We start from the raw sequence: 15,943 nt of genomic DNA, 5'->3' as shown, positions 1-15,943 counted from the left end.
TTCCAGGAGATGTGGGCGGAGCTGCTCCCGGTGGGCCGCTCCGCCTCCTCCGGCGGCTACCGCCGGCACGCCTGGAACGCCGCCGACGCCGAGTGCCGGGCCTGGTTCGAGGAGCAGGCCCGCTCCCGCGGCCTGACCTACGAGCTGGACCGCAACGGCAACCAGTGGGCCTGGCTGGGCGATCCGCAGGGCGAGGGGGCGATCGTCACCGGCTCGCACCTGGACTCGGTGCCGGACGGCGGTGCCTTCGACGGCCCGCTCGGCGTCGTCTCCTCCTTCGCCGCGCTGGACGGACTGCGCGACCGCGGGGCCGAGTTCAGCAAGCCGCTGGCGATCGTCAACTTCGGTGACGAGGAGGGCGCGCGGTTCGGCGTGGCCTGCGTGGGGTCCCGGCTCAGTGCCGGGCTGCTGACCCCGGAGCAGGCCCGGGAGCTGCGCGACGCGAACGGCGTGCGGCTGCCCGACGCGATGGAGCGGGCCGGGCAGGACCCGGACGCGATCGGTGCCGACGCCGAGCGGCTGGCCCGGATCGGCGCCTTCGTGGAGCTGCACGTCGAGCAGGGCCGGTACCTGGCCGAGGACCAGCCGGTCGGGGTGGCCGGGGCGATCTGGCCGCACGGCCGCTGGCGCTTCGACTTCCACGGCGAGGCCAACCACGCGGGCACCACCCGCCTGGACGACCGGCACGACCCGATGCTCACCTACGCCACCACGGTGCTGGCCGCCCGCAAGAAGGCCCGGCAGGCCGGTGCGCTGGCTACCTTCGGCAAGATCGCCGTGGAGCCGAACGGCACCAATGCGATCGCCTCCCTGGTCCGCGGCTGGCTGGACTCCCGGGCGGCGGACGAGGCCACCCTGGACGAGCTGGTGGCGGCGATCGCGCAGGCCGCCGCCGAGCGCGGCGAGCGCGACGGCGTGAAGGTCGAGCTGGTGCGCGAGTCGTACACCCCGGTGGTGGACTTCGACGTCCCGCTGCGCGACCGGCTGGTCGGCGCGCTCGGCGGGGTCCCGGTGCTGCCCACCGGCGCGGGACACGACGCGGGGATCCTGGCATCGGCGGTGCCGACCGCCATGCTGTTCGTACGGAACCCGAGCGGCGTCTCGCACTCCCCGGCCGAGCACGCCGAGGTGGCCGACTGCCTCACGGGAGTGGCGGCACTCACGGACGTCCTGGAGGACCTGGCATGTCAGTGACGCAGACCCCGGCGGCACCGCCGGCGGTGGCACAGCGGTACTGGGCCGAGCAGGCCTGGCTGCCGCACGTGAACGGCCCGGTGGTGGAGCGGTCCGTGCTGATCGAGGTGGCCGCCGACGGGCGGATCACCAAGGTCACCCCGGACAGCGGCCCCTGCCCGCCGCAGGCCGTCCGGCTGGCCGGGCTGACGGTGCCGGGCCAGGCCAACGCCCATTCGCACGCCTTCCACCGCGCGCTGCGCGGCCGGGTGCAGGTCGGCTCCGGCACCTTCTGGACCTGGCGCGACACCATGTACCGGTTCGCCGCCGCGCTCGACCCGGACAGCTACCTGGAGCTCGCCACCGCCGTCTACGCCGAGATGGCGCTGGCCGGGATCACGGCCGTCGGCGAGTTCCACTACCTGCACCACGCACCGGTCGGCGCCCGCTACGCCGACCCGAACGCGATGGGGGAGGCGCTGATCGAGGCCGCCGCACGGGCCGGCATCCGGATCACCCTGCTCGACACCTGCTACCTCTCCTCCGGCTTCGGTGCCGAGCTGACCAAGCCCCAGCTGCGCTTCGGCGACGGCGACGCGCTGGCCTGGGCCGAGCGCGCGGATGCGCTCAAGCCCCGCGAGCACGCCCGGATCGGCGCCGCGATCCACTCGGTGCGCGCGGTGCCGGCCGAGCAGCTGAGCACGGTCGCGCACTGGTCGTCGATGCGCAAGGCGCCGCTGCACGTGCACCTCTCCGAGCAGACCGCGGAGAACGACGCCTGCCTGACCGCGCACGGCGTCACCCCCACCCGGCTGCTCGCCGACCACGGCGTGCTCGGGCCGCGGACCAGCGCGGTGCACGCCACCCACCTGACCGAGGAGGACATCAAGCTGCTCACCGACTCCTCCACGGTGATCTGCATGTGCCCGACCACCGAGCGGGACCTGGCCGACGGCATCGGGCCGGCCCGTCAACTGGCCAGCGGCGGCTGCCCGGTGACCCTGGGCAGCGACAGCCACGCGGTGATCGACCCGTTCGAGGAGGCGCGCGCACTGGAGCTCAACGAGCGGCTGCGCACCCGCACCCGCGGCCACTGGACGGCGGGCGCGCTGCTGCGGGCCGGCACCGAGGACGGGCACGCCTCGCTCGGCTGGCCGGAGGCGGGCCGGATCGAGGTGGGGGCGCTGGCCGACTTCACCGTGCTGGCGCTGGACTCGGTGCGCACCGCGGGCCCCGATCCGCACCTGGGCGCCGAGACCGCCGTCTTCGCCGCCTCGGCGGCCGACGTGCGGCACGTGGTGGTCGGCGGCCGGCGGGTCGTCGCCGACGGCGTGCACCAGAGCATCGCCGACGTCCCCGGCGCGCTGCACCGCGCGATCACCGCGCTGCTTCCCTGAGAGCGCCCGCCCGTGGCGGACCCTCTTGAACTCCGGAAAGGCTCATGACCAGCACCCTGATCAGCAACATCGGCACCCTGGTCACCAACGACCCGTCACACCCCGGCCTGCTCGGCCTGATCGAGCAGGCCGCCGTGGTGATCGACGGCTCGGTGATCACCTGGACCGGACCCAGCGCCGACGCCCCCGCGGCCGACCAGCACGTGGACGCGGCCGGGCGGGCCCTGCTGCCCGGCTTCGTCGACTCGCACGCCCACCTGGTCTTCGCGGGCGACCGGACCGCCGAGTTCAACGCCCGGATGTCCGGCCAGGCCTACACCGCGGGCGGCATCCGCACCACGGTGGCCGCCACCCGGGCCGCCTCGGACGCCGAACTCGACGCCAACCTGGCCCGCTTCGTGCGCGAGGCGCTGCGCCAGGGCACGACCACCATCGAGTGCAAGTCCGGCTACGGCCTGACCGTCGAGGACGAGGCCCGGGCGCTGCGGATCGCCGCCGACCACACCCCGGAGACCACCTACCTGGGGGCCCACGTGGTCGCCCCGGAGTACGCCGACGACCCCGCGGGCTACGTCGACCTGGTCACCGGCCCGATGCTGGACGCCTGCGCCCCGCACGCCCGCTGGGTGGACGTCTTCTGCGAGAACGGTGCCTTCGACGGCGACCAGGCGCGGGCGATCCTGACCGCGGGCGTCGAGCGGGGCCTGACCCCGCGGGTGCACGCCAACCAGCTCTCCTACGGGCCCGGCGTGCAGCTGGCGGTCGAGCTGGGCGCCGCCTCGGCCGACCACTGCACCCACCTGACGGACGCGGACGTGGCGGCACTGGCCGGCTCCGGCACGGTCGCCACCCTGCTGCCCGGCGCGGAGTTCTCCACCCGCGCCCCCTATCCCGACGCGCGCCGACTGCTGGACGCGGGCGCCACCGTGGCGCTGTCCACCGACTGCAACCCGGGCTCCAGCTTCACCAGCTCGATGGCCTTCTGCATCGCGGTGGCCGTGCGCGAGATGGGCATGACCCCGGACGAGGCGGTGCACGCCGCCACCGCCGGCGGCGCGCGCGCCCTGCGCCGCACCGACGTCGGCCGGATCGCCCCGGGCGTCCGCGCGGACCTGCTCCTGCTGGACGCCCCCTCCCCGGTCCACCTCGCCTACCGCCCGGGCGTCCCGCTCACCGCCGCGGTCTGGCGCGCCGGCGTCCGGGAGCTGTGACGCGCGCCTGACGCCGCAAGGGCCGGTACCCGTGAGACGGGTACCGGCCCTTGCGGTCGGTGCGGGTGGATCAGGTCAGTGGACGTCGCCCATGAGCCTGATCACGTTCTTGCGGTACATCACCAGCGCGATACCGGCGATGATCGCCGCCACGCCCTGGGAGGCGAAGTACCAGGTGCTGCCGGTGGCGTTGCCCAGGCCCAGCTGGATCACGGCCGCCACGCAGTCACCGGCGGTGACGGCGAGGAACCAGATGCCCATCATCTGGCTGGCGTACTTGGCCGGTGCCAGCTTGGTGGTGACGGACAGGCCGACCGGGGACAGGGCCAGCTCGCCGACGGTCTGGACCAGGTAGACCAGCGCCAGCCAGAGCGGGGTGACCTTGTGGCCGCCGGCCGCCGCGGCCATCGCCAGCATCATCACCAGGAACGAGGCGCCGATCAGCAGCAGGCCGATGGCGAACTTCATCGTGGTGCTCGGGTTCTTGGCCCGGCGGGCCAGCCAGACCCAGAGCCAGGCGAAGACCGGGGCCAGCGCCATGATGTAGAGCGGGTTCAGCGACTGGAACCAGCTGGAGGGGAAGCTCGCCCCGAAGATCGACAGCTTGGTGTTCTGGTCGGCGAAGACGCTCAGCGTGGAGCCGGACTGGTCGTAGATCATCCAGAACACGGCGGCGACCACGAAGAACCAGATGTAGCCGCGGATCTTGGAGTGGTCGGTGGGGCTGAGGTCCTTGTCCCGCTTGATCCGGGCGAAGACGACCACCGGGATCGCGATGCCCGCGATCGACAGCGGCCAGACCGCCCAGTTGATGCTGAAGTTGCCGGTCAGCACCACGACGCCGTAGAAGACCACGGCCGCGGCCAGCCACAGGCCGGCCTTGCGCAGCAGCGCACCGCGCTCGGTGTCGGACATCGGCGAGGCCACCACGCTGCTCTGCGCGCTGAGGTGGCGCGAGCCCAGCAGGTACTGGCCCAGGCCCAGCGCCATGCCGATGCCGGCCAGCGCGAAGCCGAGGTGCCAGTCGACGCTCTGGCCGACGGTGCCGATCACCAGCGGAGCCGCGAAGGCGCCGAGGTTGATGCCCATGTAGAAGATGGTGAAGCCACCATCGCGACGCGGGTCGTTCGGGCCCTCGTACAGGTGGCCGACCATCGTGGAGATGTTGGCCTTCAGCAGGCCGGAGCCCACCGCGATGAAGACCAGGCCCAGGAAGAAGGAGCCCTCGAAGGGCACGGCCAGCAGGAAGTGGCCGATCATGATGATCCCGCCGCCGAGCGCGACGGTCTTGCGGGCGCCGAGGAAGCGGTCCGCGATCCAGCCGCCGGGCAGGGCGAGCAGGTAGACCATGGCGTTGTAAACGCTGTAGATCGCGGTGGCCAGGGCCACCTTCATGCCGAGTCCGCCATGGGCCGTGGAGGCCGTCATGTAGAGGACCAGCAGGGCCCGCATCCCGTAGAAGCTGAAACGCTCCCAGGTCTCGGTCATGAAGAGGGTGGCGAGTCCGCGGGGGTGCCCGAAGAAGGTCTTGCCGCCGGAAGGAGAGACCGGCTTGAGGCCGGCGTCCAGGGTGGTGGGTGACGCCATGAGTCGTTGTTCCTTGCCTGACTGTCTGGGACACCGCCGCGCCGTGGGGGTGAGGCGCAGCGGGTCCGAGTGCCGCGGCGCCCCTGCTCGCTGCTCGAACAGGGGCGGACCGCAGTGCACGACATGGGGACCGGACCACTGTACGTCGCGAAATTCCACGACATGGGTGGACAAAAGCATTCAATTCAATAACGGGCCTTCGAAGGCCCGTTCGCCCTGGATGTGAGAATCGATGGTAAGGCAGGATTCGTTCCTTCGAAGCCATGGTCGAAGTGGAGATTCTGCGGCGGCTCCGGGCGTGGGAGCGTAGGTACGGCAGCCACCCGGGCCCGGCGCGCCGACTACCTACTGTGAAGTAGTTCACAACCCCGCGAGCGGTCGCGCGCCACCACCGCGCCCGACGGGACTGATCGCGGGGCCCCGGGCGGACTACGATTCGCAGCATGACCTGTGTGCTGCTCGCCGAGGACGACCCGGCTATCTCGGAACCGCTGGCCCGTGCCCTGCGCCGTGAGGGCTACGAGGTGCTCGTCCGCGAGGACGGCCCGTCGGCGCTCGAGGCGGGGCTGGAGGAGGAGGTCGACCTGGTCGTCCTCGACCTGGGCCTGCCGCAGATGGACGGCCTGGAGGTCTGCCGCCGGCTGCGCGCCGACGGCAAGAGCTGCCCGGTGCTGGTGCTCACCGCCCGCGCCGACGAGGTGGACACCGTGGTCGGCCTGGACGCCGGCGCCGACGACTACGTCACCAAGCCGTTCCGGCTGGCCGAGCTGCTCGCCCGGGTCCGGGCGCTGCTGCGGCGCGGCAACGTGGACTCGCTGTCCACCGGCGCGCACGGCGTGCGGATCGACATCGAGTCGCACCGCGCCTGGGTCGGCGAGGAGGAACTGACCCTCTCCGCGAAGGAGTTCGAGCTGCTGCGGGTGCTGGTGCGGGACGCCGGGCGGGTGGTGACCCGTGAGGACATCATGCGCCAGGTCTGGGACACCACGTGGTGGACCTCGACCAAGACGCTCGACATGCACATCTCCTGGCTGCGCAAGAAGCTCGGCGACGACGCGACCAACCCGCGCTACATCGCCACCGTGCGCGGCGTGGGCTTCCGCTTCGAGAAGAACTAGGTCCGGGGCACCACCGCGTGAAACGCAGGATGATCAACTCGCTGCTGGGTGTGGTCCTGGTGGTGGTCGTGGTGTTCTGCGTACCGCTCGCACTGGTGGAGAAGCAGAGCATCATCGACACCGCCAACGAGCGGGCCGATGCCGCCGCCGTGCGGCTGCTCGGCCTGGTGGAGACCAGGCTGGCGGCCCACGAGCCGGTGACCGGGGAGCGGATCGGCAGCCAGGTCGTCGACGGCTACTACGCCGAGATCCAGGTCCCGGACCAGCCGCTGATCACCATCGGGAGCAGGCCCGCGGGCGACGACCCGGTGCGGGCCACCGAATCCGGCGCCAGCGGCGAGACGGTGACCGTGGAGCAGTCCCGCTCGGAGGTCGACCGGGAGATCGGCCACATGCTGCTGCTGCTCGGCCTGGTCGCGCTGCTGGCCGTGCAGGCCGCGGTCGCGCTCGCGGTCTGGCAGGCCCGCCGGCTGGCCCGGCCGCTCACCGACCTGGTGGAGACCGCCGAGCGGCTCGGCTCCGGCGATCCGCGCCCGCGCGACCGGCGCTACGGGGTGGCCGAGCTGGACCGGGTGGCCGAGGTGCTGGACGCCAGCGCCGAGCGGATCGGCCGGATGCTCACCGCCGAACGCCGGCTGGCCGCCGACGCCTCGCACCAGCTGCGCACCCCGCTCACCGCGCTCTCCATGCGGCTGGAGGAGATCACCGCGCTGGCCCACCAGCCCGAGACGGTGCGGGAGGAGGCCAGCATCGCGCTCCAGCAGGTCGAGCGGCTCACCGACGTGGTCCAGCGGCTGCTCACCAACCAGCGCGACACGCACGGGCCGTCCGCCGGCGGGTTCGAACTGGACGAGGTGATCCGCCAGCAGCGCGAGGAGTGGGCGGCCACCATGCGCGGTGCCGGGCGGCGGCTGGTGACCGAGGGGCTGGCCGGGGTGGTCGCGCTCGGCACCCCGGGCACCGTCTCCCAGGTGCTGGCCACGCTGATCGAGAACTCGCTGATGCACGGCGCCGGCACGGTCACGCTGCGGGTGCGGCCGTCCAGCAGCTCGGTGGTGGTCGAGGTCCAGGACGAGGGCCCCGGGGTGCCGGCCGAGCTGGGCAACCGGGTCTTCGAACGGACGGTCAGCGGGCGCAACTCCACCGGCATCGGCCTGGCGGTGGCCCGCGACCTCGCGGAGGCGGACGGCGGGCGGCTGGAGCTGCTGTCGCTGCGGCCGCCGGTGTTCGCCCTGTTCCTCAACCGCCCGACGGTCGGCTGAAACCGCCCGACGGTCGGCTGACCATCGGGCGGGGGGTTCGCCGGGGGGTGCTCGCCCGGGCTTCGTGCGGGGGCTTCGCGCTACTTGATGTAGGCCGCGTCCTCGGCGGCCAGGATCCGCTCGGCCTGCGCCACCACCGGCTGGTCCGCGAGCTGCTCGTGCTCGGCCAGCTCCGGCATCGCCTTGAAGACCCAGGTGCGGTAGGAGAAGAAGCGGAACAGCGTGGCCACGGCGGTGCCGGCCACCTTGGAGGCGTTGTAGGCCACCGTGCCGGTCATGGCCAGGGTGTAGGTGGTGAACCAGACCGCGCCGTTCTCGATCAGCAGGCCGATCCCGCTGAAGAGCAGGAAGAGCGTGATCTCGCGGCGGCGCGAGGCCGCGTCGCTGTCCCGGTAGACCCAGTAGCGGTAGCCGAGGTAGTTGGCGAGGATCGCCACCACGGTGCCGATCACCGAGCAGCGCACCGGCGCCCAGTGGGTGGCGTGGATCACGGCGTTGGAGACGCCGAAGTTGACCACGATGCCGACCAGGCCGACGACCGCGAACTTCAGCACCTCACCGGAGGCGCCCCGCAGTCGCTGGATCAGGGAGGGGCGCGGAGCGCTGTGCTTCGTCATCCGTCAGGTCTCCTGTGTGCCTGTTCTGAGTGGCTGTCCCCGGGGCCGTTGCCAACGGGCAGACGGCCGCGGGCACATGATCACAACAGTGCCCCGTCTGGGTCAGGCCATCCAGGCTACCGGCTCCCGACGGCGGCACTCGCGCGCGAGCTCGTCCCGGGGCTTCCCGCCGACCGGGGACGCCTCGCCCGCAGTGGCCGCGCACCCGGTTTGAGCGGCCCGGATATCCTGGCAGCGTGACTCTCCCGGGCAGTGCAAAATTTCCAACGGTAGGCATGGTCGGCGGCGGGCAGTTGGCCCGCATGGCACACCAGTCGGGCATCCCCTTGGGGATCCGGTTCAAGCTCCTCGCCGACACCCCGCAGGACTCCGCCTCCCAGGTGGTGGCCGACACCGTGTTCGGCGACTACCGGGACCTGGAGACGCTGCGCCGCTTCGCCGCCGACTGCGACGTGGTCACCTTCGACCACGAGCACGTCCCCACCGAACACCTGCGGGCCCTGCAGGCCGACGGCATCGCCGTGCGGCCGGGCCCCGAGGCACTGGTCAACGCCCAGGACAAGGGCGTGATGCGGGCCAAGCTGGACTCCATCGGGGTGCCCTGCCCGCGCCACCGCCTGGTCGCGGACCCGGCCGACGTCACCGCCTTCGCGGGCGAGGGCGAGGGGTACCCGGTGGTCCTCAAGACGGTGCGCGGCGGCTACGACGGCAAGGGCGTCTGGGTGGTCGCCGACGAGGAGCAGGCGCGCGCGCCGTTCCTGGCCGGCGTCCCGGTGCTCGCCGAGGAGAAGGTCGACTTCGTCCGCGAGCTGGCCGCGAACGTGGTGCGCTCGCCCAGCGGGCAGGCGGTCGCCTACCCGGTGGTGGAGAGCCTGCAGGAGAACGGGGTCTGCGCCGAGGTCACCGCGCCCGCCCCGGACCTGGACCCCGCGCTCGCGAACGAGGCCCAGGAGCTGGCCCTGCGGATCGCCGGCGAGCTGGACATCACCGGCCACCTGGCGGTCGAGCTGTTCCAGACCCGCGACGGCCGGATCCTGGTCAACGAGCTCGCCATGCGCCCGCACAACTCCGGCCACTGGTCGATCGACGGCGCGGTCACCTCGCAGTTCGAGAACCACCTGCGCGCGGTGCTCGACCTGCCGCTCGGCGACCCGCGCCCGCGGGCCCGGTGGACCGTGATGGTCAACGTGCTCGGCGGCGACTACCCCGACATGTACCACGCTTTCCTGCACTGCATGGCCCGTGACCCGGGCCTGCGGATCCACATGTACGGCAAGGACGTGAAGCCCGGCCGCAAGGTCGGTCACGTCACCGTCTTCGGGGACGACCTCGACGACGTGCGCGAGCGGGCGCGTCACGCGGCCGCGTACCTGAGAGGGACCATCACCGAATGAGCAGCTCCTCCCCTGTCGTCGGCATCGCCATGGGCTCCGACTCCGACTGGTCGGTGATGGAGGCCGCCGCCCAGGCGCTCGACGAGTTCGAGGTGCCCTACGAGGTCAACGTGCTGTCCGCGCACCGGATGCCGCGCGAGATGATCGGCTACGGCGAGCAGGCCCACCGGCGCGGCCTGAAGGCGATCATCGCCGGGGCCGGCGGCGCCGCCCACCTGCCGGGCATGCTCGCCTCGGTGACCCCGCTGCCGGTGATCGGCGTCCCGGTGCCGCTGCGCTACCTGGACGGCATGGACAGCCTGCTCTCCATCGTCCAGATGCCGGCCGGCGTGCCGGTGGCCACCGTCTCGGTGGCCGGTGCGCGCAACGCGGGCCTGCTGGCGGTGCGCATGGTCGCCGCCTTCGACCCGGAACTCACCGAGAAGATGGTCGACTTCCAGGCCGAGCTGAACGCCCAGGCCACCGAGAAGGGCAAGAAGCTGCGCGCCAAGGTGGCCGGTTCGACCTCCTTCGGCTTCAGCCGGTAGAGGATGGGGGTCATGACGACCCCTGAACTGCTCGACCGCGCCCGTACGCTGCTCGCCACCGCCCCCGTGGTGGACGGCCACAACGACCTGCCGTGGGCGATGCGCAAGCAGGCCGGCTACGACCTGGACGCCATCGACCTGGCCGCCGACCAGCGCAGCCGCCTGCACACCGACCTCGACCGGCTGCGCGCCGGCGGGGTCGGTGGGCAGTTCTGGTCGGTCTACGTCTCCGCCGACCACACGGGCGACGACGCGGTCAGCGCCACGCTGGAGCAGATCGACTTCGTGCGGGCGCTGGTCGACCGGTTCCCCGACCGGCTGCGGCTGGCCCTGACGGCCGCCGACATGGAGGCCGCCCGGGCCGAGGGCAAGGTCGCCTCGCTGATGGGCGCCGAGGGCGGGCACAGCATCAACTGCTCGCTGGCCACCCTGCGCGCCCTGCACCAGCTGGGCGTGCGGTACATGACGCTCACGCACAACAGCAACGTGCCCTGGGCGGACTCGGCCACCGACGAGCCGGCGGCCGGCGGTCTGACCCGGTTCGGCGAGGAGGTCGTGCGGGAGATGAACCGGGTCGGCATGCTGGTCGACCTCTCGCACACCTCGCCCGACACCATGCGCGCCGCGCTGCGGGTCAGCCGGGCGCCGGTGATCTTCTCGCACTCCTCCTCGCGCGCGGTGCACGACCACCCGCGCAACATCCCCGACGACGTGCTCGCCCAGCTGCCCGCCAACGGGGGGGTGGCGATGGTCACCTTCGTCCCGCAGTTCATCTCGCCCGAGGCCCGCGCCTGGACCGACCGGGCCTCCGAGGAGCTGGCCAAGCACGGCTTCCACCACCTCGCGCACACACCCGAGGCGATGAAGGTGCTGCGCGAGCTGGAGGCCCGCGATCCGCGCCCGATCACCACCGCGGCCACCGTCGCCGACCACCTGGACCACATGCGCGAGGTGGCCGGCATCGACCACCTCGGCGTGGGCGGCGACTTCGACGGGGTCGCCTTCACCCCGGCGGGCCTGGACGACGTGGCGGGCTACCCCAACCTGATCGCCGAACTGCTCGGCCGCCACTGGTCCGAGGCCGACCTGTCCAAGCTCACCTGGGGCAACGCGGTGCGGGTGCTGGGCGCCGCCGAGTCGGTCGCCGCCGAGCTGCGCGCCACCCGCGGGCCGTCGATCGCCACCATCGCCCAGCTGGACGGCTGAGAGCGGTCAGAGCAACGGGATCTCGATCGCCGGGCAGCGGTCCATGACCATCCGCAGCCCGGCCTTCGTGGTCCGCTCGTAGGCCGCCTCGTCGATCACGTCGAGCTGGAACCAGACCGCCCCGGCGCCCTTGGCCACCGCCTGGTCGGCCACCTCGCCGGCCAGCGAGCTGTTCACGAAGACGTCGACCACGTCGACGTCGAACGGGATGTCGGCCAGGGTGGCGTACCCCTGCTCGCCGAGCACCGTCTCGGCCTTGGGGTGCACCGGCACGATCCGCTTGCCGTAGCGCTGCAGGACCTGGGCCACGCCGTAGGCGGCGCGGCGGGTGTTGGTGGACAGGCCCACCACCGCCCAGGTGTCCCCGGTGGCGGTGAGGATCTCGCGGACGGTCGCCTTGTCGCGGAAGTCGGTCATGAGAGGTCCAACACCGCGACGGGATCCGCGATTCCTAGTGCCGCGTCAGGCAACTTTTGCCCGACGGGGCGAAGGTTGCCTGACGCGGCACTAGCTCGGCCGGCCCATCGCCCGGTAGGTCCAGCCCGCCGCGCGCCAGCGCGGGGCGTCCAGCACGTTGCGCCCGTCCAGCAGCCGGCGTTCGGCGACGACCTCGCCCAGCGCCACCGGGTCCAGCTCGCGGAACTCCTGCCACTCCGTCAGGTGCAGCACCACGTGAGCCCCGACGGCCGCCTCGCTCGCCGAGACGGCGTAGGAGAGCGAGGGGAACATCTTGCGGGCGTTGTCCATCGCCTTGGGGTCGTAGACGGTCACCTGGGCGCCCTGGAGCTGGATCTGGGCGGCCACGTTGAGCGCGGGGGAGTCGCGGATGTCGTCCGAGTTCGGCTTGAAGGCGGCGCCGAGCACGGCCACCCGGCGGTCCAGGAAGCCACCGCCGCACTGCTCGCGGGCCAGCTCCACCATCCGCGAGCGGCGGCGCATGTTGATCGAGTCGACCTCGCGCAGGAAGGTCAGCGCCTGGTCGGCGCCGAGCTCGCCGGCCCGGGCCATGAAGGCCCGGATGTCCTTGGGCAGGCAGCCGCCGCCGAAGCCGAGTCCGGCGTTGAGGAACCGGCCGCCGATCCGCTCGTCGAAGGAGAGCGCCTTGGCGAGCAGCGTGACGTCGGCGCCCGCGCTCTCGCAGACCTCGGCCATCGCGTTGATGAAGGAGATCTTGGTGGCCAGGAAGGAGTTGGCCGCGGCCTTGACCAGCTCGGCGGTGGGGTAGTCGGTGATCACCATCGGCACGCCGTCGGCCAGCGGGGTCGCGTACACCTCGCGCAGCAGTTCCTCGGCGCGGCCGCCCTCGCGCACGCCGACCACGATCCGGTCGGGGTGCAGGGTGTCGCCGACCGCGAAGCCCTCGCGCAGGAACTCGGGGTTCCAGGCCAGCTCGATGCCCTCGCCGGCCGGGGCCAGCGCCTGCAGCCGCTCGGCCAGCCGGCCCGCGCTGCCGACCGGCACGGTGGACTTGCCGACCACCAGCGCGGGGCGCCCCAGGTGCGGGGCGAGCGCGTCCACCGCGAGCTCGACGTAGGACATGTCGGCGGCGAACTCGCCCTTCTTCTGCGGAGTGTTGACGCAGATGAAGTGGACGTCGGCGAACTCGCCGACCTCCTGGGGCGAGGAGGTGAAGCGCAGCCGGCCGGTCGAGCCGGGGTGCCCGGCGACGTGCTTGACCAGCAGCTCGGAGAGTCCGGGCTCGTACATCGGCACCTGGCCGGCCGCCAGCGAGGCGAGCTTGTCCGGGTCGATGTCCATCCCGAGGACCTCGAAGCCCAGCTCGGCGAGGCAGGCCGCGTGCGTGGCACCGAGATAGCCGGTACCGATCACCGAGATGCGCAGGGCCACGGGGCTTCCCCTTCACGGGCCGCCGGATCAGAACCGGCGAAGGACAGGAGTGAGGTGCAGCCACCGATGGTATCGGGCGCTCGGCATGTCATCGACGTCACGTCTGGTCATCACGCCGGCCAGGCCTAGAATGGGGATCTACTGAACAGTAACTAACGTCGTTTCGCAAAGGGGCAGCAGACCATGGCTGGCAATGCCGATTTCGACCTCTTCCGCATCTCGGAGGAGCACGAGATGCTCCGCGAGACGGTTCGAGCGCTCGCCGAGGCCAAGATCGCCCCGTTCGCGGCCGACGTGGACGAGCACGGCCGGTTCCCGCAGGAGGCGCGCGACGCCCTGGAGGCGAACGACCTGCACGCGGTGCACGTCCCCGAGGAGTACGGCGGCGCCGGTGCCGACGCGCTGGCCACCGTGATCGTGATCGAGGAGGTCGCCCGGGTCTGCGCTTCCTCCTCGCTGATCCCGGCCGTCAACAAGCTCGGCTCGCTGCCGGTGCAGCTGTCCGGCTCCGAGGAGCTGAAGCAGAAGTACCTGGGAGCGCTCTCCCGGGGCGAGGGCATGTTCTCCTACTGCCTCTCCGAGCCGGACGCCGGTTCGGACGCGGCGGGCATGAAGACCCGCGCGGTGCGCGACGGTGACTTCTGGGTGCTCAACGGCGTCAAGCGGTGGATCACCAACGCGGGCGTCTCGGAGTTCTACACCGTCATGGCGGTCACCGACCCCGAGAAGCGCTCCAAGGGCATCTCGGCCTTCGTGGTGGAGAAGGGTGACGAGGGCGTCTCCTTCGGTGCCCCCGAGAAGAAGCTGGGCATCAAGGGCTCGCCGACCCGCGAGGTCTACCTGGACAACGTCCGGATCCCGGCCGACCGCATGATCGGCGCCGAGGGCACCGGCTTCGCCACCGCGATGAAGACCCTGGACCACACCCGGATCACCATCGCCGCCCAGGCGCTGGGCATCGCCCAGGGCGCGCTCGACTACGCCGCCGGCTACGTCAAGGAGCGCAAGCAGTTCGGCAAGCCGATCGGCGACTTCCAGGGCATCCAGTTCATGCTCGCCGACATGGCGATGAAGCTGGAGGCCGCCCGCCAGCTCACCTACGCCGCCGCGGCGAAGTCGCAGCGCGTCGATGCCGACCTGACCTTCTTCGGTGCGGCGGCCAAGTGCTTCGCCTCGGACGTCGCGATGGAGGTCACCACCGACGCCGTCCAGCTGCTCGGCGGCTACGGCTACACCTGCGACTACCCGGTGGAGCGGATGATGCGCGACGCCAAGATCACCCAGATTTATGAGGGGACGAACCAGGTCCAGCGGATCGTGATGGCGCGGAACCTTCCGAGCGCCTGACCACGGCCCGACCGCCGGGCACCCGACAGCCCCCCGCGCCCCGTCCGGCGCGGGGGGCTGTTGCGTGCCGGACGACCGCTTGTTACGCAGCCGCGACACCGGGACGCGAACTGAACGGCGGGTGAGGGCGTGATGAGAGACGTACTGATCAACACCACCCGTTGGGGGAGTCATGAGGTTGCGCAAGGCGATGGCGGTCGCGGTCACCACGATCGCGCTGGGGCTGGGTGCGGTCGCGTGCAACGACGAGGTACCGGCGACCTCCGCGGCCAGTGCGCCCGCCGCCGCGCCCGCCGCCTCGCACACGCCGGTACCCGCCGGCGCGTCGAGCACCGGTGCGGGGGCGAGGACGAGCGCCAAGCCCGGCACCCCGGCCGGCACCGCCAAGCCGACCGCCGACGCCTCCTCCCGCTGCCACACCGGGGACCTGACGGTGGACGTCCAGCTCCAGCCGTCCTCGATCCTGCCCGACTCGGCGATGGTGTTGGTGACCAACAAGAGCTCGCGCACCTGCACCGTCTACGGCTACCTCGGCTACGGCGGCCTGCGGGCCGACAACAGCCCGATGGTGGTCAAGACCAACCGGGTCGCCTACCCGGGCGCGCCGATGGCCACCACCCTGAAGCCCGGTGACAGCGCCTTCGCCGGCCTGAAGTGGTCCTCCTGCGACAAGGCCGACCCGAACTGCAACGTGCTGGCCGGGCTCACCGTCACCCCGCCGGACGAGACCACCCAGGTCACCGCCAACGTGCTGAGCGTGGACGGCAAGCCGGTGGACCAGCTGCTGGTCTCCGCCGCCGGGTTCACCGTCGGCTCGCTGCAGCCGACCCACGAGGGCGTCGACTTCACCTCCTGACGCCCGCGGCGCGGCGCCGCACCCCGCGAGCCCTCCCGCCCCTGACCGGGGCGGGAGGGCTTCGTCATGCCTCCTGCGAGCGGCCCGGCTACCACTAAAGAGGCATCAGGGAATGGCCTGCCACTGGCTCCGGTTGAGCCCGGCGAATGTCGCCGACGACCTCGGCGGTGAATATCTGGAACGACCCTCCGAAATGTGACGTCCTATTCTCCCGAAGTTGCGACAGTGCCCCTGGTGGCCAGTCGTACCAAGGGATGCTGGGCATCATATTCCCGGATCAGATACCACCTTCGGGCCATCGGAAGGGGTACCGAGGAGGAATTCTCCGAGCGCGCCTCGCCGGATAATCTCGATGACGTGAAGAAGGGCCCCGGAATTCGGGGTTCCACCGGATTTCCCC

General features: G+C 71.8%; 14 protein-coding genes. 10 read left to right on the top strand and 4 right to left on the bottom strand.

Translation table 11 applies throughout. The features are described 5' to 3' along the window. The first annotated feature begins 9 nt into the window (after positions 1–9). The 3 genes from OG294_RS16350 to hutI are packed head-to-tail and all read left to right on the top strand — an operon-like array spanning position 10 to position 3,781. Positions 10–1,194: an allantoate amidohydrolase gene (locus OG294_RS16350; RefSeq protein ID WP_327071572.1), complete on the top strand. Its 1,185-nt coding sequence runs from the start codon at positions 10–12 to the stop codon at positions 1,192–1,194. Then, positions 1,185–2,570: a formimidoylglutamate deiminase gene (locus OG294_RS16345; protein WP_327067232.1), complete on the top strand. Its 1,386-nt coding sequence runs from the start codon at positions 1,185–1,187 to the stop codon at positions 2,568–2,570. The genes OG294_RS16350 and OG294_RS16345 overlap by 10 nt, the downstream gene beginning before the upstream one ends. 44 nt (positions 2,571–2,614) lie before the next feature. Then, entirely contained in the window at positions 2,615–3,781 is a 1,167-nt protein-coding gene (gene hutI, locus OG294_RS16340; RefSeq protein ID WP_327067231.1) for an imidazolonepropionase, read from the top strand. A gap of 75 nt (positions 3,782–3,856) precedes the next feature. Here hutI and OG294_RS16335 read toward each other — a convergent pair whose 3' ends face one another. Then, the gene (locus OG294_RS16335; RefSeq protein WP_327067230.1) at positions 3,857–5,368 is read right to left on the bottom strand and encodes a peptide MFS transporter; all 1,512 of its coding nucleotides are present in this window, start codon (positions 5,366–5,368) and stop codon (positions 3,857–3,859) included. A 443-nt stretch (positions 5,369–5,811) separates the two neighbouring features. Here OG294_RS16335 and OG294_RS16330 point away from each other — a divergent pair, with 443 nt between their 5' ends. Both OG294_RS16330 and OG294_RS16325 read left to right on the top strand, forming a co-directional pair. Beyond that, positions 5,812–6,486: a response regulator transcription factor gene (locus OG294_RS16330; RefSeq protein ID WP_035848478.1), complete on the top strand. Its 675-nt coding sequence runs from the start codon at positions 5,812–5,814 to the stop codon at positions 6,484–6,486. A gap of 17 nt (positions 6,487–6,503) precedes the next feature. Further along, positions 6,504–7,748, top strand: coding sequence for an ATP-binding protein (locus OG294_RS16325; RefSeq protein WP_327067229.1), 1,245 nt, complete (start codon positions 6,504–6,506; stop codon positions 7,746–7,748). An 80-nt stretch (positions 7,749–7,828) separates the two neighbouring features. Here OG294_RS16325 and OG294_RS16320 read toward each other — a convergent pair whose 3' ends face one another. Beyond that, on the bottom strand, positions 7,829–8,365 hold the full coding sequence (locus OG294_RS16320; protein ID WP_327067228.1) for a GtrA family protein: 537 nt from the start codon (positions 8,363–8,365) through the stop codon (positions 7,829–7,831). 236 nt (positions 8,366–8,601) lie between these two features. Here OG294_RS16320 and OG294_RS16315 point away from each other — a divergent pair, with 236 nt between their 5' ends. From OG294_RS16315 to OG294_RS16305, 3 genes are read left to right on the top strand one after another with little or no spacing between them, the layout of a single operon-like run. Then, positions 8,602–9,759 carry a 5-(carboxyamino)imidazole ribonucleotide synthase gene (locus OG294_RS16315; protein ID WP_327067227.1) on the top strand — a complete coding sequence of 386 codons (1,158 nt, stop codon included), beginning with the start codon at positions 8,602–8,604 and terminating at the stop codon, positions 9,757–9,759. Further along, the gene (purE, locus tag OG294_RS16310) at positions 9,756–10,286 is read left to right on the top strand and encodes a 5-(carboxyamino)imidazole ribonucleotide mutase (protein ID WP_327067226.1); all 531 of its coding nucleotides are present in this window, start codon (positions 9,756–9,758) and stop codon (positions 10,284–10,286) included. The genes OG294_RS16315 and purE overlap by 4 nt, the downstream gene beginning before the upstream one ends. A 12-nt stretch (positions 10,287–10,298) precedes the next feature. Beyond that, positions 10,299–11,492, top strand: a complete 1,194-nt coding sequence (locus OG294_RS16305; RefSeq protein ID WP_327067225.1) for a dipeptidase — start codon at positions 10,299–10,301, stop codon at positions 11,490–11,492. A gap of 6 nt (positions 11,493–11,498) precedes the next feature. Here the strand turns inward: OG294_RS16305 and OG294_RS16300 are convergent, their stop codons facing one another. After that, complete coding sequence (locus OG294_RS16300; RefSeq protein WP_327067224.1) at positions 11,499–11,909, bottom strand: CoA-binding protein; 411 nt, start codon at positions 11,907–11,909, stop codon at positions 11,499–11,501. Positions 11,910–11,999: 90 nt separating this feature from the next. Beyond that, the gene (locus tag OG294_RS16295) at positions 12,000–13,340 is read right to left on the bottom strand and encodes a UDP-glucose dehydrogenase family protein (RefSeq protein WP_327067223.1); all 1,341 of its coding nucleotides are present in this window, start codon (positions 13,338–13,340) and stop codon (positions 12,000–12,002) included. Between the two features lie 183 nt (positions 13,341–13,523). Here OG294_RS16295 and OG294_RS16290 point away from each other — a divergent pair, with 183 nt between their 5' ends. Then, complete coding sequence (locus tag OG294_RS16290; protein WP_327067222.1) at positions 13,524–14,687, top strand: acyl-CoA dehydrogenase family protein; 1,164 nt, start codon at positions 13,524–13,526, stop codon at positions 14,685–14,687. 172 nt (positions 14,688–14,859) lie between these two features. Next, complete coding sequence (locus OG294_RS16285; protein ID WP_327067221.1) at positions 14,860–15,543, top strand: DUF4232 domain-containing protein; 684 nt, start codon at positions 14,860–14,862, stop codon at positions 15,541–15,543. Positions 15,544–15,943: the final 400 nt, after the last annotated feature.

It is taken from the genome of Kitasatospora sp. NBC_01302 (assembly GCF_035976515.1).
Classification (GTDB): Bacteria; Actinomycetota; Actinomycetes; order Streptomycetales; family Streptomycetaceae; genus Kitasatospora.
Note: the sequence above shows the minus strand (reverse complement) of the source record. Positions and strands in the feature narration are given on the sequence as shown.

Excerpts from the sequence above, each read along its gene's own strand:
- OG294_RS16350 (WP_327071572.1), top strand. The coding sequence starts at position 10 with ATGTGGGCGGAGCTGCTCCCGGTGGGCCGCTCCGCCTCCTCCGGCGGC.
- OG294_RS16345 (WP_327067232.1), top strand. The coding sequence starts at position 1,185 with ATGTCAGTGACGCAGACCCCGGCGGCACCGCCGGCGGTGGCACAGCGG.
- hutI (WP_327067231.1), top strand. The coding sequence starts at position 2,615 with ATGACCAGCACCCTGATCAGCAACATCGGCACCCTGGTCACCAACGAC.
- OG294_RS16335 (WP_327067230.1), bottom strand. The coding sequence starts at position 5,368 with ATGGCGTCACCCACCACCCTGGACGCCGGCCTCAAGCCGGTCTCTCCT.
- OG294_RS16330 (WP_035848478.1), top strand. The coding sequence starts at position 5,812 with ATGACCTGTGTGCTGCTCGCCGAGGACGACCCGGCTATCTCGGAACCG.
- OG294_RS16320 (WP_327067228.1), bottom strand. The coding sequence starts at position 8,365 with ATGACGAAGCACAGCGCTCCGCGCCCCTCCCTGATCCAGCGACTGCGG.
- purE (WP_327067226.1), top strand. The coding sequence starts at position 9,756 with ATGAGCAGCTCCTCCCCTGTCGTCGGCATCGCCATGGGCTCCGACTCC.
- OG294_RS16305 (WP_327067225.1), top strand. The coding sequence starts at position 10,299 with ATGACGACCCCTGAACTGCTCGACCGCGCCCGTACGCTGCTCGCCACC.
- OG294_RS16300 (WP_327067224.1), bottom strand. The coding sequence starts at position 11,909 with ATGACCGACTTCCGCGACAAGGCGACCGTCCGCGAGATCCTCACCGCC.
- OG294_RS16290 (WP_327067222.1), top strand. The coding sequence starts at position 13,524 with ATGGCTGGCAATGCCGATTTCGACCTCTTCCGCATCTCGGAGGAGCAC.
- OG294_RS16285 (WP_327067221.1), top strand. The coding sequence starts at position 14,860 with ATGAGGTTGCGCAAGGCGATGGCGGTCGCGGTCACCACGATCGCGCTG.